Source organism: Pseudoalteromonas carrageenovora IAM 12662, from assembly GCF_900239935.1.
Taxonomy (GTDB): Bacteria; Pseudomonadota; Gammaproteobacteria; order Enterobacterales; family Alteromonadaceae; genus Pseudoalteromonas; species Pseudoalteromonas carrageenovora.
In genome coordinates this window covers 293,527-313,123 of the sequence record NZ_LT965929.1, presented here as the reverse complement: position 1 = coordinate 313,123, position 19,597 = coordinate 293,527, and the positions used below count along the sequence as shown (strand labels likewise).

Genomic DNA, 19,597 nt, shown 5'->3' with positions numbered 1-19,597 from the left:
TGGGCTTAAGCTCACTTTAGGAGTAGTGAAATTTATTCAAAAGAAACTGTGATGATATTCGAACACACATTTTCTGTTACACATAATTGGTAATCGTACGAAGGTAATGTAGCACCACGTACATAATCACGGTATCTGCCGTTATCTGACGTTGTATCTACTAGCTCACCGTTACGGTATACGCTTAATGACTCAGCGCCTACACGATCCCAGCTTAGATCTACTCGCATAGTATCTAATCGAGACTTATTAGCACGTTTTAAAGTCAGTTCTAGCTCTACATCACTTACAACAACCGTTTGAGTTGATGTACTTGTGTTGCCTTCACTGTCTGTTACCGTTAGTTCTACATCGTAATTACCTGATGCCGCATACACATGCATAGGATTTTGATCAGATGATGTTGCTCCATCGCCAAAGTTCCAGCTCCACTGCGTAATATCGTTATTTGAATCTGTGCTTGAATCAATAAAGTTAACAGTTAAACCTTGTGTTTCAGCCTCAAAGCTAGCACGTGGTGGTTGTGGACTAACTTCGCCAATAGCGCTTAGCGTTAATGACCAACCATTAATTGTGCCCGTATCGGCTGCGGCAGTGTCTTCTACTTGTAGTGTCCAATCGCCTGTAGCAACTTCGCCATTAAACGATTCAGACGTAAAGCTTTTAACTATGTCGTCGTTAGAACCACCCACATTGCTTTGTAGCGTTACTTGCGTGCCCTGAGCAGATACTAACTTAACCACTAAGTCGCCAGAGTAAGTATGCGAAATATCTACATCTGCAGTAGTACCAAATACAGTTAAGTCATCAGGTACATTAATTACTGACATTGCGCCTACTGGCGAGTTATCAGGAATGTCAACGCTTGTGCTACTGCTGTACGTAAAGTCATTTAAGCCAACAGGTTGAATCATTAATTTAACTGATTGCTGCTTAACAATATCACCCGCGGTAGCTGTTACAGTAAGATCGTATTCGCCCCACTGAGTGTCAGTGTCGGTTTCAACGTTAAGTCTTACTTCATCACCAGGGCGTGCTGTATTAGCCGACAAATAAGCACCGCCTAATGTTGTTGATAATTCAAGCGTTACTTCTTCATCCCACTCAGCAATTGAGCCAATTGTAAACGTGTAGTTTGTAGCTTGCCCAGCTTCAACTTGCTGCGTAAGTGGATCGGCTGATATTTTAAATCCTGGCGTAGGATCTGCATCAATAAGCGCTTGATTTACATTAAGACGCGTGCCTGCAACAGTTACACCTTGAAGTGCAGCATTTGCATCACCAGAGCTCATTAGTAAATCTTTAAGCTCTTGAGTGCTAAGCTCTGGGTTAATTGACAATACTAACGCTGCAGCACCTGCTACATGTGGCGTTGCCATTGATGTACCTGAGTAAGACGCATAGCTCTCACCTGGTGTAGTAGATAAAATAGCACTACCCGGCGCGCCCATATCAACGCTTGTTAAACCATAATGTGAGAACCATGAAATACCATCAGTTTGGTCTGTACTTGCAACTGATAATACACTTGCATTTTCGTAGTTAGATGGGTAGTGAGGGTTAACATCGTTATCAATAGTATCGTTACCCGCTGCAGCTACAAATAGTAAATCGGCCGCTTCGCTTGATGCAATTGCATCAGCTAATGCTTGGCTGTAACCGCCACCGCCCCAGCTATTATTTAAAACGCGTAAGTTAACACCTGAGTTTTTAAGACCAACCATATAGTCAATACACTTAATAGCGTCTGATGTTGAACCATTACCCGCAGCATCTAAAAACTTACAACCAACAAGTGACACTTCATGGTTAACACCTACGACACCAATACCATTGCCGCCACTTGCGCCAATAGTACCTGAAACGTGGGTACCATGGCCTTCGTCATCCATAGGGTCGCCACTGTCTGTAATGGCATTTATACCATGCACGTCATCAACAAAGCCGTTGCCGTCATTATCAATGCCATCTCCAGGAATTTCACTGCTATTTACCCACATGTTGCTAGCTAAATCACTGTGGCTGTAATCAATACCCGTATCGATTACACCTACCACTACATCGCGGCTACCAGTCGAAATATCCCATGCTTCTACTGCATCAATATCAGCGTCTGCTGTACCACCCGTTTGGCCATCATTATTTAAGCCCCAAAGCTCATCAAAACGAGGATCATCTGGCGTACGTGCAATGCTTACTTGGTAATCAGGCTCTACGTATTCAATTGCTTGGTGTGATTTTAGGCGAGCGATTGCTTCTTTAGTGCTCATACCCGAAATTTTAAACTTAGCTAAACGTCCAGAAAGTAAAGACTTGTAGTTATCATCAATCTCATCTGCGTTTACATCTGAAATTTTTGCTTTTACTAATGAACGCGCTTGTTTACGCATTTCTGCTGACGCATTTTTTTTGTATTTAACAATTACTGCATCATTACTTGCTACAACAGGTTGTTTAACACCAGCATCAGGAAGTTTTGCTGCAGCTAAACACGGTAGTAAAGCAAGAGTAATAATAGATAATTTTGTTTTCATTGTTCTATCCATAGTTTAATTAAGTTGGCTTAGTTTCTCTAAGCAAGTTTTTCACTATTTCGAGTACAGCGGATCACGTGGCATGTACTTAGAAAACAACCTAATTACTAATTAAACAAGCTAAAAAAATAAATTGGTTTAAAAACCATCTTTTTTGACCAGTTCAGTTTCAAAAAAAACACCAAACACAGTCATTTTCATGAAATTTAACATCTGAGCAATACCTAATATAGGGTCAGATATTTTTACTGGTTTTTATTCCAAAAATAGAAACAAACAAGAAACAACCCGTAAGTCCATGATATTTAAGATGTAATAAATTGGTAAAAAAAGATGATTTAAGTAATCGCGTTTGAGGAATACAGTAATTGGGTACTTATTAATTAACAGCTACTAAACGTAAGTTAAAAATAATGACAATACGCTCACTAGCTATTATTAATTGTACGGTACGTTTTACTATTAAGAATTAAACAGGCGGATCACAAACATTATATCGGCACGGCATGCTGAAACAGCAAATACCTTTTAAAACTTATAACACCTAGGTATTTGATTTTAATATTCAAGGAGAATAATAATGAAGTTAAATAAATCACTTTTAAGCTGCGCTGTTGCTATTGCAATGGGTACCAGCTTTGCCTCATACGCTGATACGGATAATAAATCAGCTTCTAGCTCACAACTTAGCACCAAAATTACAACTGAAAGTGTTGAAAATACATTAACGTTGAGCCAAACATTATCTGAAAACAATGCATACCTTTATCAAGATGGCGACAGCAACACCATGCTTGTCACTACAATTGGTAACAATAATGATACTGAAGTTGTACAAAACCAGTTTGGTAATTATGCCCAAGTAATTACAACAGGTGACAACAACACACAAGTATACTCTCAAGATGGCGTTGCAAACGGCTTTATCTCTGAAGTAACTGGTAATAATAACATGTTGTTTGTTTCACAATTTGGCCAAGGCTTTTTTGTAAATAACGAAGCAATTAATATTGTAACAGGTGATGATAACCTGATTGATGTAGAGCAAGGTAATGGCGGTCACTGGTTCTACAACATGGATATGCAAGGTAATGCAAATGAAATCACATCTTTGCAAACTGGTGAATGGCATGAAGCAGAAATTACTATGCTTTCAGGCGATGAAAATACACTTGATCTAGTTCAAGACGGCTACTGGAATACCTTCAAAGTAAGTAGCTTACAAGGTAACGACAACGAACTTGAAGTTGAACAAGACGGTGATCGTAACGCTGTAGCATTTAGTGCAATTTCTGGTGATGCAAATGAAATTGAAATTGAGCAAGATGGCTTAACTAATGCGGTAACGTTTGCAGCTGTAATTGGCGACGACAACCAAATAGATTTAGATCAAGAAGGTTCATTAAATACAATTGAATCAAACTTATTTGAAGGTTCGAATAATGAAGTTTCAGCAACTCAAGTTGGCGCTGAAAACTTAATGACAGCCGATTTAATTGGTGACAACAACGAACTAACATCAATGCAAAACGGTGATTTGAACGAAGTTTACATGGGTGTAATTGGTTCAGACAATGAATTTTCATCAAGCCAAATGGGTGATTTAAACTCTATTCACTTAGCTAACTTTAACGGCACAGGTAACGATGTTGATTTAGTGCAATCTGGCGATGAAAATACAATGCTTGTGCAATCATCTTACCCAGATGTGTCTTTAACGTCTAACGACAACGATATTGATATTTCGCAAAGTGGCTCTCAAAACGAAACTGTTGTAACGCTTGCTGGGATTCTTGATAGCAACAATAACCAAATTGACATTTCGCAAGATGGTACATTAAACCTAGTTGACATGATGGTTGAAGGTAATAACCACAGCATTGATATTTCACAAGAAGGTGAAGGCAACTGGGTAAGCGGCATTGAACAGTCTGCCTTTTTAGTAGGCGGTGAAAATGTGTCGTTCAGTGTTACTCAAGTAGGTAATGACAACCTTGTTGAAGGCTCTGTAATTGGCTACGACAGCACTGTGTCAGTTACTCAAATTGGTGACGGAAACACTGCAACAATTACGCAAATGTAATTGCTGAGGTGGGGAGGTTAACCCTCCCCATTTTTACTTATGAAAAAACATATTCAGATTCGTAACTACCTACTCCCCATTTTTCTGTGTTTTTCTTCGGCAAGCTTTGGCGCCGACGAACTAGAAATAGATGGCTTATTACTCGATAGAAGTATTAGCCGCTTTGGTCATCAGTTTTATTACGAGTTTTCAAACTACTGGCGAGATCTTCCCTCAACAGCTGGTTTTAATATTGAAATAAGAGAAACCGTAATCCCTAAAGCTGGCACAAAACTTTCTTTAATTATGAACAACCAACTAGTGTATGCAACTTACTTAGGCCGTAGATTAGCGCCCCTTGATGAGCGAGTTGAACAAGCTGTTTATACTGTAATAGACGCAATGGCGCGTTCAAACATGGCAACATCATCACCCGATATGGCTGTAAATGGATGGTAAAATGAAAAAAATAGCACTTATAATAATAACAACATTAAGTTTTTCAGCCTCTGCGACTGAAATAATTTACACTCCAATAAACCCAAGCTTTGGTGGCAACCCATTAAACGCAAATATGCTGCTGAGCAAAGCTCAAGCACAAAATAAACATAAAGCACCTAGCGTTGAAAAAGGTTACGCCGAGCAATTTCAAGACACATTAGAGCGCACATATTTAAACCGTATGGTCAGAGAAATTACTGATATGGCGTTTGGTGAAGACATTGAAGACAGTCTTTTTGACCAAGACTCAATTTTTATGAGTGGCGATTATCAAATAGAAGTAATAACCAGTACAACAGACAGTATTACCGTAAAAATAACAAATATGTTAGATGACTCTGTTGTGATCATCGAAGTACCGAGGTTTGGATAATGCACAAGATACTAATAACAATAACTTTATTAGGCCTTAGTGGCTGCACAAGTATGGCAAATTTAATTCCCCCTTCTCAGCAAAAAGCGATGTCTTTAGAACCAACAGAAATATTTAGCGATTTAAAAAATTTACCTAAACCTGTTGGTAGTATTCCTGTTTCTGTCTATTCATTTAGAGATCAAACGGGTCAATATAAGCCGCAAACTAACGTCAGCTCTTTTTCAACAGCGGTTACACAAGGCGCTAACTCAATACTAATACAAGCCCTGCATGAGTCTGATTGGTTTACACCTGTAGAACGAGAAGGCCTTCAAAATATATTAACTGAGCGAAAAATTATTAGAGCAGGTCAATCCGATAACCCAAACCAAGCAGAATTACCCCCTTTAACTACTGCAAAAATAATTTTAGAAGGTGGCATTATTAGTTACGACACCAACGTAAAAACTGGCGGCTTAGGTATGGAATATTTTGGTATTGGCGCATCGGAGCTATACCGTGAAGATGCAATATCTATTTACTTACGTGCAGTTGATGTACGTACTGGGCAAGTATTATTAAGTGTAGCGACTAGTAAAAAAGTGCTTAGCCAAGAAATGCGAGCGGGATTTTTTAGATACGTAAGCTACAAGCGTTTAGCCGAAGCTGAGGCTGGTTTTAGTGATAACGAACCTATGAGCATTTGTGTAACACAAGCCATTGAAAAAGCACTCACTGATTTAATAACAAAAGGTATTAACAAAGGTTTGTGGGCTCAAAAAACAGCGTAAACTCATTTCAGGACAAAACATTTAAATACACTAAAAAGGCTACATAACTGTAGCCTTTTTAGTGTTTGATACTTGTTGTATATATAAGCTTTAGCTCATCTTTACCTAAATATAATATAGTACCTAGCTCGCCTTTTACTTACTCATTGGAAGTAAAACCGATATGTAACGCTGGGCCCAATTAGCTAATTCAATTCGATTACGAGAGTTGGTTTTTTTAAACGCGCTGTACAAGTGAGTTTTTACAGTGTGATCGCTAATATTAAGCTTATCAGCAATGGCGTTATTACTCGCGCCTTGCGCTATTAAATGAATAACCGACTTTTCTCGCTTCGTTAAATGTGCGTAATCATCTTGCTTAAGCTCTATATTATCGCTTAAGTTATTAAATGAAGCTGCAACAGCCAGTATATCGTTAAATGCTTGAGAAATGACCTTACGAGTAAACCAAAGCTCCCCTGCACTTACCCTTACCAATCCTTTAAAAATATCTTCAGGCTCGTCTGATTTATAAAACACACCATTTATATGGTTTAGTAATAAGTTTTTTTCACAAACATTTTCTTTATCTACATTAAAAACAACAATGCTGTATTGCTTAGCTAAGCATATTAGATCTGCTGGAATTAGGTCGTGCCAATTATTTTTAGCACCATCAATTAAAAACAAATCATAATGACCGCGTTGCTCTGCTTTAGGCAAAGTATCGTCCATTTTGATATCGCCAAAAAGCGCCTGGATCGTTTTTAAAATAGTTGTGTAACTTTCTGTGTGAAAAGATGACTGGAATGTGGTCTTTACAAAAATAGCCTGCTGCTGTGACATAAATCTCATCCTTGAAATGTTTAAACCACATTACCGAAATTATACCAAAGTTACAATGCGATTTTGGTATGAGAAGATGCAGTTTTTTCACTCATACTATTTAGCTAAATTTATTATATAACATGGTGTTACAAAATTAGAATCACAAAAAGTTGTATGAGTTACAGCTCTGATCAGTGAGTTCAAGAAACATGCAAGTATCTTAATTCTACGAATAGCGCCATTCTCATATATTAAATGGCTACATCAAAAAATCACTGGGTTACGCCTGTTACTTTACATTTGCTTTTAATTTATTTAATGCATCAACCGAAAAGCCACGGTCGTAAAAATATAAAATTTCCCCTGTATTATCTATAAGTATCACACGGGTATTATTAGGGTTTTGATTACCTGTAAACTTTTGAACTGTCTCGCCATCTTTATAAATAGTGATAACCCCACCCCACAGCTCTTTTGGTATACCTTTGCGCATACCGTTGTCTATAAATGTACTAAACATACGCGGTGCCATACCAGCAATAGTAGGTAATTCGTAGGTAGGAAGCGTAACACCTGCCATATCTAAACCGATTAACCAACGGTCAATATCAAACTGGCTGTCTTGCTTATAGCCAATTAATAAGAGTGTTTTATCGGCTTTGAAATCACTAGGTATAGTTACCATACTTTGATCTAAGCTTTCACCACTAATGCTTGGAAATTGCTCCCCCTCTAGCTGCTGATTTGGGTATTGAGCAGAGCATGCACTAAGTAGCACAACCGCAAACACACTTGTTATTAATTTGAACATGGTTAAACCTTACTTTTTAAGTATCATAATATTACGCTTTAGCTAGCACTTAAGATTTAAAAGTTTTGCTTAGTTAAAAACGTTTTAAATGTAGCGGCTGTCATCGGTTTCCCATACTTCCAACCTTGTCCGTAATGTACTCCAGCTGTTTTTAATATAGCCTCTTGTTCAGAGGTTTCTATTCCTTCAGCTACACAGGTGTAATTAAATTTATGTACAAGCTCCATAATGTTAGGGATCATAGAGGCTTTTAAGCCTTCAGTGGCTATATCTTGAACAAAGGTACGGTCGATTTTAAGTTGATGAAAACTCAGATTTTGTAAATTTCTTAAATTTGAATAACCAGTACCAAAGTCATCTAACGACAAATTAAAACCCGATTCAACCAAGGTTCTAAAATGAGCATGAGCCATACTTGTATCAAGGTATTCATCTTCTGTTATTTCTAAACAAATAATAAACCGTGAATCGGTAAGCTCTGTAATTTGTGGTAACAGCGACACATTACCTTGCTCTACATCACACGGAAATATATTAAGTGATACTTTAAATCCCTTTGGTAATGCCTCTATTGACGTAAGCTCTTTAAGCGTAGTGGCTATCATTGCCTCGGTAAAAGCCCACGTTAAATGTTTTTTTCTAATTACTGGAATAAACTCATCGGGGAAGAGTGCGCCATACTTATCTTCAAAGCGTGCTAACACCTCACAGCCAATTAGCTTGCCTGTTTGCAAACAAATAATAGGTTGGTAAGTCCAATAAAATGAGCCTTTTTTAAGCCCTTTTTTAATACGTTGATTAGTAGAGCGACGCGCTGCGATGCGAGCATCAACCAGCAATGCACTCGATACACCCGCTAAACAAGTCAAAATTAAAGAAATAATTAACAATAAGTGGTTATTAGAGAAAAACTTACTCCAAGGTAAATGTACCGCAGCGCAATAATTAGCATTATTATTACTACAGGTAAAACCTGTTTCGTAAGGTAAAAAAGAGTGAGTTCCTACCTGACTAAAAAGCCCTTCTATGCCTGCTAAGTGGTGCAACTTTTCATCTTCTTTATAAATTACTTCCCAGCTAGGCGACTCAATGCCAGCAGAATCGAATGCTCTTAAGTCCATAATTAAATTAAAGTTACCTTGGCGAACTATGATTACTTTCATTGGGCGGCCGGTAAACAGTAATAAGTATAATTGTGGCTCATACCGCACACGTACATTTTCGTCTTTGCGAATGTAGTCGGGCTCTCTGTCGTTTATAACGTTGCTTAATAAACCCGCACCGGTAGTGCACACGAGCTGATTATTTATAAAAAAGCCTATATCAATGGCATATTTTGAATCAAACAAAGCACGGCGCATCTCAAGCAAAGTAGCTTCATCGCATTGTTTAAAAGCAAATTTATTAAGTGGGGTTAATATATCGCGACGTTCTTGCGCGGCAGAGTCAAGATGGTCAATAATGTATTTAGCGTCTGTATTTATTTGTGTCGTTAATTGCTGCGCTGCAAAATACAATAAAACAAAACAGCCAGCCACAAATACCACACCTCCGGTTATAACGGCTATTATTGATTTTTGTTGGTACTTTTTCATAGTATCCCGAGGATGGTTATTTATAAAGCGACTTAAACAGGATAATTACATAACTTGCATTAAATTCAAACAGATAGATTCAAAAATTGTTCATTAATTGCTTTATCGCATTAGCAATTAAGTAGCTGATTTGCTCGTGCTCTTGGGCATTAAAGTGAATACCATCTTCTGCTAATGCGTTCACCGAGTTCAAATTTATAAACTCACATTTTTGATTATCGGCTATTTGCTTAAATTCGTCAGACAGTGTTTTTAGCTTTACATCAGCACCGCTGTAGATGCGCGCATATTGCTCAGTTAGCCTTATTTTAGCAGGGCTAATAACAATAATTTGAGGAGGTTTTAACGTACTATTAGATTGGTAAAACGCTTTAATAGCATTAATTAAGTCATTTAACCCATTTGCAATTGCGCTTGAAGTTAAATCAAAACGTTTTTTAAGATCGTTAGTACCCAGTGCAACGACTATAATATTTAGTTTATGCGTATCTAAATAAGGTTTTAAATAACTAACACCGCTAAGCACTCCGTCAAACGGTGGGTTATTCACCAAAGTACGATTTGGTTGCCCCGCCTCAATTACGTTAAAGCCAGGCCCTAAATTTTTATTTAGTAGCGCTGGCCAACGACTATTTTCATCAAAACGTTTACCCGTTACAGAGTTTAAGCCCCATGTATTTGAGTCGCCAAAGCAAAGTATGTTTTTTATAATTTGAGTCATTAAAATGGATTGAGCGTATAGCCTTGCTGTTGAAGTTGTGCATGAGCGGTCATCGCTGAAAGCGACATTTTTACACCATCAATTAAAAGCGCTGGTGTTACTTTAAAGTGAGTAGCCGATTGCCCGCACACATACACTTTAGTGTTCTTAGCAAGTAACTGCTTAATTAAGGCTTGGTTTTTATTGTTAGCACTAAAGCGCTTTTTATATTCGCTGTTAGCTAACACATCAACGCTTGCGCTGCCGTGCACAACTAATGCAAGTTGAATGTTTTCAGGCTTTACACCATGCGCTACATGCATATTAATAAAACGTGCAAGTGAGTTCATTGAATTGTTCTGCTCACCTTTTTTAGCGCCATCGCCAACATCAAAGGCTATTTTGAATACCGTAGAGTCATTAATTTCATCATGTTGAGGAACATCATAATAATTACCAAACCCTTTAATTGGTTGCTCAGCTGCATTTATTAAAGGGCTAAAAAGCAGTACTAACCATAGTAAATATTTCATAAAACAATCCTGTGTTTTTAATATTATTACTAAACTACCAGAGACAACCAAAAAAGGCTGCAATTTAAGCAACCTTTTGGGTACTTTTATGGCTATGGTTAATAAACTGCATGCCTAAATAGCTAAACGTATTTTTAAACTGCTCTATAAAACACGCAGGGGCTTCGCTTGATGACGCATTCGAAAGCACAGAAAAATGCTTACTACGCAGCGTTCGTAACTTTGGCTTTAATACTTCATCGTCCATGTAATCGGTTATTCTATCAATAAATAATTTCATTTGTACTGTGGTGCTATACCAATAAACGGGCGAGGCAAACACCCAATGGTCATACTTTAAAAGCGATTCAAATACAGCGTAAAAATCATCATTTTTATAGTTTTTGTTATAGCAGTATGGCGCAATTTTATAATCATCCAGGCAAATTACACGCACAGCATTTTGCTCTGCAAATCCGTTAACGTGCGCCTGTGTATTACCATTTTTACGTGCGCTTGAATAAATAATAACCGTACTACGCTCAAGTTTTTGTTGCATTTAGTTAGCTCCTTTTTTAATGTTGAAAGAAGCTTAAAACCTCAAGTTATATTGAGGTCAAACGGAAATTAAAAATAATGCCTATAGATCAAAAAAAACTAACTGAGGCCAACTTAACAGTAGGTTATGTAGCAAAGCGTAGCAGCGTAAAAGTATCAACCCTACATTTTTACGAAACAAAAGGACTAATACGTAGCTGGCGAAATGGCGGCAACCAACGCCGCTACAAAAAAGATGTATTACGCCGTATAGCGGTAATAAAAGCCGCACAAGCAATGGGAATAACCCTTGATGAAATTAAACAAACACTGGCTACTTTGCCAGATAAGCGTACACCCACGCAAAAAGACTGGTCAGCCCTTTCAAAGCAGTGGCAAACACAGCTTGATGAACGCATAGCGTATATGCAGCGCCTGCGCGATCGCGTTGATGGGTGTATTGGTTGTGGATGCTTATCTATGAGTAAGTGCCCTATTTATAACAAAAACGACCACTTAGGCGAAAACCAAAGTGGTGCTATTTTATTAGAGCAAGATTAAGGCTGATTAATGTTAATCTAGGCCGTTTAACCCCTCCCTCGCTGCTCTAAATAATGCACCAAGGGTTGAGTCAAATACGTATTTTATAAAGCTATATGTTAGCTCTACCGCTTTACGAATTACTTTGCCTGCAAACACTAACATATGCCCAAGTAAACCAAGTGTTTGCGTTGCAAACGAGGCTGAAGCCTTCGCTATTTTATCTAAAGTACGTGCCAACATATCGTAAAAAGTGAGCCCTGTACCAATAGATGCTTGGGTAGCAACTGCACTGTAATAACCAGCATCTTTAAGTAGCGTTATTAACGCGGCCGTTAATTTATCAGACCAATGTGAATTAAATGAAGCTTGATTTCTGTCTTCAAACTTTAAACGCACAGGCGTACTTAAAAAGTGGTTAGCTTTTACAGTTAAGTTATTCCAATCGTTACTGTTAGCCGTGTTAATGTAACCTGGTGTACCATCTAATTTATGAGCAGGGCCTTTTAAACCTTGGCCATTATCTAAACGTATTTCTTGACCATTGTAAGGAGCATGTGAAAAAGGCCACAAAGGCACTTTGGCAACTGGGTCTGCCCCATGAGTACAGCGGTAAATTTTATCAATTCTTGAGGTTGCAGCACGAGAGAAGTTTTCAAGCCCAACACGTGGTGATCCAAACGTATATAATTTAACAGGGAGCCCAAACTCCGCCTTAATCCAATCAGCAGAAAGTGTTGCTAAAGCACCACCTAAACTGTGCCCAACAACATGGACTCCGCCGGTGATTTTATTTTTATAATTATCTTTAATAAAATCTTGTAAAGCATGCTGCATACTATAAAACGTTTTATTAAATCCTGCATGAACCATACTGCCATTTGCACCACCGCTTAAGCCAAAGTGAAGATCGGTAATGCCATCGCGTATTGTATCTGTACCTCTGATTGCTATTACTGATTCTCCTTTTAAGCTACCCATACCATGACCTACAAGACCAAAGCCTGAGCTTAATCCAAATAAATGTGAGATAAAGCCACCAGATACACCTTGAACTGAATGACGGCTTATAGAAAAATCAACTTGACCGCGTAAAGAAGGAGACAATGAATTATTTATAAGATCTGTATTCTTAATATCTTTAGCGTCATAAGCAAGTAACGCAAGTTGTACCGCTTGTTCAGGTGTTAATGTATTCATGCTAAATCCCTTTAAATTGTTTAAGCTAAATTTTACATGTTGTATAAACCGTAAAAACGTGTTGTTTATCTTCAATAATAGGTATGTCGTAAGTTTGAGGCTCTTTTGCTATGTCGCACATTAAGTTATTTAAATAACCATTCAAGGTAGCACTTTGTTTATGTAAACCGAGTCTAGCAAACCAAATAACCTTATCTTGAGCGTTATCACTTTTTATATAAATGTGCTGAATTAAAGATCCGTTATCAAACATATTCGATGGCTTAGAGGTTTTAATAACCTTTTCAGGGAATGAAAAATGACCATTCTCGTCTGATGTTGTTTCATCTAAGTACTCATCGCCAAATGTAAACGACTTAAAAACAGTCACATTCGCAAGTGGCTTACCGTCTTCTAGTAGCTGACCATTAATTGGAACTGATAAAACAAAATCATGTTTTTTAAAAAAACCAAACATATCTGCACAAGCCTGTGATGTAGTAAAAAAAACAACGGTAATAGAGACTATTACCAACACAAAAATTTTTAAACGCGATAAAAACAAAGTAAACACTCTCCCACTAGCTATAAGCTACTTAATGTATATGGCTAATTAATTACACAAGCCATATTTATATTAAAAAAAGCAGGGGTCTAATTAGGTACAATTATACTGCATGTTTTTTAATCAAAAAACAATCACTAATCTAATTATAAAATAGTGTATATATTAATTTACCCATGCCACTAAACATGATGCCGCCCATAAGCAAAAAGCCATACATAAAGCTAATAGCACCCGCTGAGGGGTCGCTCTTTTTATCAATTTCTATGCATGCCGTGCAAACAACAAAATATATAAAAAAGTTAGCGATAACCCCTAAAATAAAAGCATTGCCAAATAACGGTGATACGCCAGCTAAAACTGCACCCAATATTAGCAGCGAGCCTGAAAATGAATGTTTATTAAACCGGCTCTCTATTATTTTTATAGCTAATGTGGCTAGCATTAAGAGTAAAAAGTATAACGTTGGCCAAAACTGATAATATAAATACCCCCAGTTTAAAAGCTCACCTGAAGTTGATGAATAAGCTTGCTGACCTATGTCGGGTGCTGAAGCATTCGCGGCATTTTCGGTAAAAAGATACCCTATCCCACCAATAATTAATTTTATAAGCCAAAAAAATAAAAAACTGGCAATAGTAAACCCGATAGCGTCATCCCTTGTTAATCGTTTTTTAGCTTTGCTTTTTACAATAATGGCGAGCATTAAACCTAGTAGGCATACACTTCCTAAATAAAGTACTGCCTGCCAAAAGTCATCAGGATAAAATACAGCTAACCCTGGAGCGATAAATAGATACATAGCATCTTCGTTATCAAGTGAACGGTTTTGGGCACTGTGCTCAGACTCTTTAAAAAGAGCTAAATATACAAATAAAGGCTGTAAAAACAGCATTAAAATACTCGTGGTGATAAGGCTCATACATCATCCTTAATGAGAAAAAACGAATGCAGCACTTGTGCTGCATTAAAATGTGGGTGTTCAATAATAAAGAGAGGTAGGTGTTATAGGTTTATTTTTTGAAAGTATGTTTTAAGTTTTAAAAGCCCTGACTCAAGTTCAAATTTTTGTATTTTTGGATTTTTGAATTTAAATCCATTAGAAATATGGGTATTAATCATCGTCGCCATACCCTCAAACCCAGCTGGTGCAGTGGCAACTAAATCGCTCAATAAGGGCATGATAAGCACTTGATGCTCTTCTATTAAAGTTGGGTCTTCGTATATATCGTAAACAAGGTTAGTTAGTGTTTGTTGGTTTTGTTGTTCCATATCATTTCTATAACGCCGTAGCTTAGGCGTTTATAGCTCCCTAAAGTTCTAAATTGAATAAAGGTAAGTAAAATTTTATTACTTTTTGTTCCTTCGGTTACCTTTTGACATTTCTTTTTCGACAGCAGCACGAGCGTCTTTTATATCTTTAAAAAAATCATACTGATATTTAATAAGACCTTGGTATTTTTCTCCTTTAATTAAATAAAAAGAGAGCAACATAAAGGCTATATTGATAACTGTTGCAATATAATACCCATTACCTTCTAAAATTATAAAAGCCGGTAAGCAAATCACAGCTAAAAATAAAGCATAGAATTTTAATATATTTGCGCAAAAAAAAGAGCCTTGGCTTACTTTAAAATTTATAAGGCAAAATACTAGCCCTGTAGAAAATAAAATACCTAACAGCCACTCAGGATCTGTATCAAAGTATTGCGTTAACACCGTCATTCCTGAGTATGCAGTACCCAAAAGTAAGAGCACTGTTACTAATAGAAACCTACGTAAAAGCTTCCATGGTGGAAATAATAGAAATACCTCATCGTTTTTAGACACTACTTACTCAACTCCTCAAATATTCCAATTGCGAGTGAATTCACCGTTCCAGATAGAGCGCTCCCACCAAAACAGACGACTTGAGGCTCTCTACTCTGTCTCTATAAAAAGAGCTAAACATAAAAATAAAGCTTGTGAAAACAGCGTTAAAAAATGAGTGAGTAATTATGAACGGTATTACAGGTTTATTTTTTTGAAAATATGTTTTAAGTTTTAAAAGTCCCGATTCAAGTTCAAATTTTTGTATTTTAGGGTTCTTGAATTTAAACCCATTAGAAATATGGGTATTAATCATCGTCGCCATACCCTCAAACCCAGCTGGCGCACTAGCAACTAAATCGCTCAACAAGGGCATGATAAGCACTTGATGCTCTTCTATTAAAGTTGGGTTCTCGTATATATCGTAAACAAGGTTAGTTAGTGTTTGTTGATTTTGCTGTTCCATATCATTTCTATAGCGCCTTAGCTTAGGCGTTTATAGCTCCTTTGTGTACCAGTTTTAATTCAATAATTTATTTTTAATTGAGCTTTCTCATTTGCTAACTGTAATAGGCTAACAGCTTGCTCTTTGTCATAAGCTAAAGCGCTGTGTTCAATAACATATTGTGCATGCTCTTTTACTGCAAGCCAATTATGCTGCGATTTATATAAACTTGCTAACTCAAAATGCGCCGTTGTAACTAATGAATTTGGCAATTCTGTATCTAACGCTAAAAATTCTTTGTGAAGGGAAATTGCATTATCAATATCTTGCCCTACAAACATGCCACTTCCATATAACCAAGCTAATGTTGAATAAGCTTCTATCTCTTTTGCCGCAACCCGCTTTTTGGCTTCCTCTAATAATCGAGTCCCATCCCCAGTGTGAAGGCTTAAAGTAATCAATGCTTTCCAGTATCCCATGGAATAAGCTTTTTCACACCACTCCTCAAGATACTCTGGCGCGTTAATTAAGCTTTTATGACATTGCTGTGCGGCGGTTATTACAGTTAAATCTGGGTCATTTATACCTATAGTATTATCCCATCGAGGACCTGCGGCATAGATGGAAGGCGCCATCATAATCAACAATAATAATATTTTATCCATAAAATCACTTCCCTAAAGATTGTTCTGGAAGATGGACAGTATAAGAAGGTACTGGTGAAGGTAAAAATGCACCTTTCCTATAGAAATAAGTCTCTCTAAGCGGCTTTTTTAAGTCGCCTTCACCTTCACAAACTCCACTATCTTTGCAGGTCATCCCACCAATATAGTCAATTATACTTATTCCACTGATTTTTAAATTAAGTAAAATAGAATCAACACCTACATGCCTATTACCAGCATTAAATGCATGATACCGATGCATAAATGCAACAATACGGGAGCCTTTTTCAATTTTAAGGGAACTGCTTAGTATGCTCGCCCACATTTGATTTCTTTGAATATGTGAATCAGTACATAAACCACCATCAGCGTCCTCCCAACTGCACCTACCATCAATTTTATCCATCACCTCAACAGGCATATCTAACGGAATAATTTTCATACCTAGAGAGTTAGCAGCTTTAACTAGCTCACTATAACCTGTGCTAGCAGCACCATTCCAATACCAATTTTCTCGAAAATGTTTGTAAATCACATCAAAACCTTTACCAGTACGTTGATAAAAATCTATTTTTTCTTTTATCTTTATAGGTAACATTTCCATCGCAAAATGAGTGAAACCCGCAGCTTTAAGTTGTTTTAGAGCCTTTATAGCCTCATATTTATAAGATACTGGATTATGGCTAGACTCGGCAATAATCACTAAGCGCGCGTTACCTACCATTGTTCTGTAATTTACATCCGTGTTTATTTTACTCACTGTATTTCCTTATGTTTAATATTCTTAATATTATTCAAAAACCCAAGCTAGTCACAGCAACCTGCATGTGTGCGTGCTAGTTTAAGGGAATCTCTATTTTCATTTATCCAAGCATCAATAACAGGTGTAGGTTTAAACTCTGAGCCCGTACCAGGCCAATAATAGGACCCGCTTAAATTCTTACAAAGTGCTAAGTAAATAGGTGCCGAGTTAAACATTACATCTTCGCCACTCTCAACAAACATCTCATAAGAGATTTGTTTATGAATTAACCCTTTATAGGTTGTAATTATATCAGCAATAAAAACATGCCTTTGGAAACCATCAAGCTCTAATAAATCAGTATGTTGAGCATTAGTACAAAAACTAAAGCTTAATAAAATAGTGTGCGCGATCAGCGCTTTTAATTGGCTAAAAATCATCAATAGAAGCTAATTTACTAATAGCAGTACTGTCACAAGTCCAGTATTTCTTTATATCATTCTTTTGTAGTGTGACTGTTTTTTCCTTTGTTACTGTATCAAACTCTTCGCTATAGTAATCACTCACTATAACTTCTCTTTTTCCTTCACTAAAAGCCAAACTGTACTCAGTAACTAAAGAGCGATGATAGCTCGATTTTTCTACCGCTTTAAAGTCTGCTGAATCAATAACTGTGGCTGCATTTATAATGAATTTATCTAAGTGAAATTTATTCCCTACTTTGTTAATAACCAGCTCAATAGGTGTAGGTACATCCGCATTACATTTAAATATAACTTGCGAAGTACCTTGAGCTCCATTACACGGTGCAATAAAAAATACAGGAATAATCAGCAAAAACTTACCAAGGTTACTTTTTATCATGCTTCTAAATACCCTTGGCAATTCAATATTATAGTTATTTAGTAAATACATTACTTAATGCCTAACTGATACACCTGATAAATCAAAGTTGTAAAGTGTAACTGAATCAATTGAGTGCTCTTCAACTAGCTTAGTATTCTTTACGCTAATAACACCTTCATCAATACTAATATTGCTTACATTACTACTTAAAGTAAAATTAGGGAGTGCGTATAGCTCTGAGTTGATGACTTGATATCCCTTTAGTATTTGCAATTTGTTACCTGCATAAAACTTTATTAATGCATAATAATTTTTGTCTTTTTCGAGCAATGTTATTTCTGGCGTATGACCTTTTAATCGAGTGACAATAAAAGGGATCCCTTCACTAAAAGACAAGATGTAAGTATCCCTCGTAGGCAAGCAAATACCTGACTTATCTTTGTGGAGTAATTTAACTTGCTCATACTTCAATGACTGCAATAGCCCTGTTTTGTCATCAACTTTTATAGGCTTAGTTACTTTTATATTTAAGCATTCTGACGCGAAAGCGGTATGACTTACCGAAAGTAATAAAACACAAATTAAAGCTTGTGTAAGCGAGATAAGCCTTTGTGATTTATTTAGCACAGTTTGTACCGCTTCTACATCAGTTAAACTATTAAAGCCACTCAATCCAACCGATTGTACTATTCTTATTAATGACATCGAAAAGTCCACTTTTAACGTTACCTCTTTTGGATGCATTTTGTCAGCGGTAAGTGAACACCCATCATTAAAGGTGGGTGTCTTTATTATTTAAATTTTTATACATAAAATATGAAAAACTAAAATATTTTTAACTTAGTTTTGAAATTTCTATAAATATCCATTTATAAAACCCTAAATCATCTTCCTCAGAGTTTTGATAAGGCATAACAGCAAAGTCATAATTAAGGACAAATATTAATTCTTCTATACTGTATATGCTTTCCGCTTTATTTTTATATGCTTGCTTGACCCCTTCCCATAAGCGCATTGCATTATCGGAGTACTTATCTTGCCAGTGCTCTTTCAACAATGCTGAGTTATTATGTTTTAAAGTAAATGCAGAAACATCTGCTCTCGTTAACGAATCAATATTTGGAAGCACTAATAGCGTTTTTGCCCAATACCTAGGGTAACTTTCAGGCAAGCCTTCCCATGACTTTATTTGATTTATAACGTCTATATCAAGATCGTCATATTCTTGACTATCGATGTCGAGTGATTTGTACCACGCGAAATCTTCATCATATTTAAAGTCAATTGAGAAGTCGCCTTCGGATGTCATTTCAAAACGCGCTTTATTCCAAGGCACATCATTTTCATTCTTTTGCATAATCTCAAATAACTCTTTATATGCTGTGATGATATTGAGAATATCCTTGTTATCAAATCTGAAATCATAAACCGAAGAAATATTACTAACTTGATATTGATTAATAAAGCTCATTATTCCCAATGCATGATTGTCTAATAACACATAGTTTTGTGCCTTGCTCCATTCATCGGGAAGTACATTGAACATTGATTGTCCAATATAATTATAAATCTCATCTATATCTTTAAACATGTATCTACCT

At 36.7% G+C, this 19,597-nt stretch carries 24 protein-coding genes; 5 read left to right on the top strand and 19 right to left on the bottom strand.

Annotation, left to right across the window (positions count from 1 at the left end; translation table 11 throughout):
• Positions 1 to 32: 32 nt before the first annotated feature.
• Positions 33 to 2,534: a S8 family serine peptidase gene (locus ALFOR1_RS17730; protein ID WP_104643886.1), complete on the bottom strand. Its 2,502-nt coding sequence runs from the start codon at positions 2,532 to 2,534 to the stop codon at positions 33 to 35.
• Positions 2,535 to 3,114: 580 nt separating this feature from the next.
• Between ALFOR1_RS17730 and ALFOR1_RS17725 the strand changes: the two genes are divergently transcribed.
• From ALFOR1_RS17725 to ALFOR1_RS17710, 4 genes are read left to right on the top strand one after another with little or no spacing between them, the layout of a single operon-like run.
• Complete coding sequence (locus tag ALFOR1_RS17725; protein WP_104643885.1) at positions 3,115 to 4,617, top strand: curlin; 1,503 nt, start codon at positions 3,115 to 3,117, stop codon at positions 4,615 to 4,617.
• Between the two features lie 39 nt (positions 4,618 to 4,656).
• Positions 4,657 to 5,055: a curli production assembly/transport protein CsgE gene (locus tag ALFOR1_RS17720; protein ID WP_058547815.1), complete on the top strand. Its 399-nt coding sequence runs from the start codon at positions 4,657 to 4,659 to the stop codon at positions 5,053 to 5,055.
• Positions 5,045 to 5,470, top strand: coding sequence for a curli assembly protein CsgF (locus tag ALFOR1_RS17715; protein ID WP_058547816.1), 426 nt, complete (start codon positions 5,045 to 5,047; stop codon positions 5,468 to 5,470). The genes ALFOR1_RS17720 and ALFOR1_RS17715 overlap by 11 nt, the downstream gene beginning before the upstream one ends.
• Complete coding sequence (locus ALFOR1_RS17710) at positions 5,470 to 6,243, top strand: CsgG/HfaB family protein (protein WP_058547817.1); 774 nt, start codon at positions 5,470 to 5,472, stop codon at positions 6,241 to 6,243. Before ALFOR1_RS17715 ends, ALFOR1_RS17710 begins: the two co-directional genes overlap by 1 nt.
• Before the next feature lie 135 nt (positions 6,244 to 6,378).
• Here the strand turns inward: ALFOR1_RS17710 and ALFOR1_RS17705 are convergent, their stop codons facing one another.
• From ALFOR1_RS17705 to ALFOR1_RS17680, 6 genes are all read right to left on the bottom strand, one after another.
• A complete protein-coding gene (locus ALFOR1_RS17705; protein ID WP_104643884.1) occupies positions 6,379 to 7,068 on the bottom strand; it encodes a LuxR C-terminal-related transcriptional regulator in 690 nt (229 codons plus the stop codon).
• A gap of 271 nt (positions 7,069 to 7,339) precedes the next feature.
• Positions 7,340 to 7,861: a hypothetical protein gene (locus ALFOR1_RS17700; protein WP_104643883.1), complete on the bottom strand. Its 522-nt coding sequence runs from the start codon at positions 7,859 to 7,861 to the stop codon at positions 7,340 to 7,342.
• 56 nt (positions 7,862 to 7,917) lie between these two features.
• The gene (locus ALFOR1_RS17695; RefSeq protein ID WP_104643882.1) at positions 7,918 to 9,456 is read right to left on the bottom strand and encodes an EAL domain-containing protein; all 1,539 of its coding nucleotides are present in this window, start codon (positions 9,454 to 9,456) and stop codon (positions 7,918 to 7,920) included.
• Positions 9,457 to 9,535: 79 nt separating this feature from the next.
• A complete protein-coding gene (locus ALFOR1_RS17690; RefSeq protein ID WP_104644171.1) occupies positions 9,536 to 10,168 on the bottom strand; it encodes an SGNH/GDSL hydrolase family protein in 633 nt (210 codons plus the stop codon).
• Positions 10,169 to 10,176: 8 nt separating this feature from the next.
• On the bottom strand, positions 10,177 to 10,689 hold the full coding sequence (locus tag ALFOR1_RS17685; RefSeq protein WP_104643881.1) for a DsrE family protein: 513 nt from the start codon (positions 10,687 to 10,689) through the stop codon (positions 10,177 to 10,179).
• A gap of 64 nt (positions 10,690 to 10,753) precedes the next feature.
• Complete coding sequence (locus ALFOR1_RS17680) at positions 10,754 to 11,227, bottom strand: flavodoxin family protein (RefSeq protein ID WP_104643880.1); 474 nt, start codon at positions 11,225 to 11,227, stop codon at positions 10,754 to 10,756.
• Between the two features lie 77 nt (positions 11,228 to 11,304).
• Between ALFOR1_RS17680 and soxR the strand changes: the two genes are divergently transcribed.
• On the top strand, positions 11,305 to 11,766 hold the full coding sequence (soxR, locus tag ALFOR1_RS17675) for a redox-sensitive transcriptional activator SoxR (protein WP_104643879.1): 462 nt from the start codon (positions 11,305 to 11,307) through the stop codon (positions 11,764 to 11,766).
• A gap of 12 nt (positions 11,767 to 11,778) precedes the next feature.
• On the opposite strand, the gene ALFOR1_RS17670 is transcribed toward soxR, so the two are convergent.
• The 12 genes from ALFOR1_RS17670 to ALFOR1_RS17615 form a co-directional block, all read right to left on the bottom strand.
• Positions 11,779 to 12,945: a lipase family protein gene (locus tag ALFOR1_RS17670; RefSeq protein WP_104643878.1), complete on the bottom strand. Its 1,167-nt coding sequence runs from the start codon at positions 12,943 to 12,945 to the stop codon at positions 11,779 to 11,781.
• A 25-nt stretch (positions 12,946 to 12,970) separates the two neighbouring features.
• On the bottom strand, positions 12,971 to 13,489 hold the full coding sequence (locus ALFOR1_RS17665) for a DUF6795 domain-containing protein (protein ID WP_058547886.1): 519 nt from the start codon (positions 13,487 to 13,489) through the stop codon (positions 12,971 to 12,973).
• Between the two features lie 142 nt (positions 13,490 to 13,631).
• Positions 13,632 to 14,411 carry a hypothetical protein gene (locus tag ALFOR1_RS17660; RefSeq protein WP_104643877.1) on the bottom strand — a complete coding sequence of 260 codons (780 nt, stop codon included), beginning with the start codon at positions 14,409 to 14,411 and terminating at the stop codon, positions 13,632 to 13,634.
• 83 nt (positions 14,412 to 14,494) lie between these two features.
• Entirely contained in the window at positions 14,495 to 14,761 is a 267-nt protein-coding gene (locus ALFOR1_RS17655; RefSeq protein ID WP_104643876.1) for a hypothetical protein, read from the bottom strand.
• A 78-nt stretch (positions 14,762 to 14,839) separates the two neighbouring features.
• Complete coding sequence (locus ALFOR1_RS17650; RefSeq protein ID WP_131692528.1) at positions 14,840 to 15,319, bottom strand: hypothetical protein; 480 nt, start codon at positions 15,317 to 15,319, stop codon at positions 14,840 to 14,842.
• 40 nt (positions 15,320 to 15,359) lie between these two features.
• Positions 15,360 to 15,764, bottom strand: a complete 405-nt coding sequence (locus ALFOR1_RS20550) for a hypothetical protein (protein WP_232007064.1) — start codon at positions 15,762 to 15,764, stop codon at positions 15,360 to 15,362.
• Positions 15,765 to 15,823: 59 nt separating this feature from the next.
• Complete coding sequence (locus ALFOR1_RS17640; RefSeq protein WP_104643874.1) at positions 15,824 to 16,408, bottom strand: hypothetical protein; 585 nt, start codon at positions 16,406 to 16,408, stop codon at positions 15,824 to 15,826.
• Between the two features lie 4 nt (positions 16,409 to 16,412).
• On the bottom strand, positions 16,413 to 17,168 hold the full coding sequence (locus tag ALFOR1_RS17635; protein ID WP_104643873.1) for a TraB/GumN family protein: 756 nt from the start codon (positions 17,166 to 17,168) through the stop codon (positions 16,413 to 16,415).
• A 47-nt stretch (positions 17,169 to 17,215) separates the two neighbouring features.
• A complete protein-coding gene (locus ALFOR1_RS17630) occupies positions 17,216 to 17,590 on the bottom strand; it encodes a hypothetical protein (RefSeq protein ID WP_104643872.1) in 375 nt (124 codons plus the stop codon).
• The gene (locus tag ALFOR1_RS17625) at positions 17,580 to 18,065 is read right to left on the bottom strand and encodes a hypothetical protein (protein ID WP_104643871.1); all 486 of its coding nucleotides are present in this window, start codon (positions 18,063 to 18,065) and stop codon (positions 17,580 to 17,582) included. Before ALFOR1_RS17625 ends, ALFOR1_RS17630 begins: the two co-directional genes overlap by 11 nt.
• A 3-nt stretch (positions 18,066 to 18,068) precedes the next feature.
• Positions 18,069 to 18,701, bottom strand: coding sequence for a hypothetical protein (locus tag ALFOR1_RS17620; protein WP_104643870.1), 633 nt, complete (start codon positions 18,699 to 18,701; stop codon positions 18,069 to 18,071).
• A 130-nt stretch (positions 18,702 to 18,831) separates the two neighbouring features.
• Positions 18,832 to 19,587, bottom strand: coding sequence for an immunity protein YezG family protein (locus tag ALFOR1_RS17615; RefSeq protein ID WP_104643869.1), 756 nt, complete (start codon positions 19,585 to 19,587; stop codon positions 18,832 to 18,834).
• Positions 19,588 to 19,597: the final 10 nt, after the last annotated feature.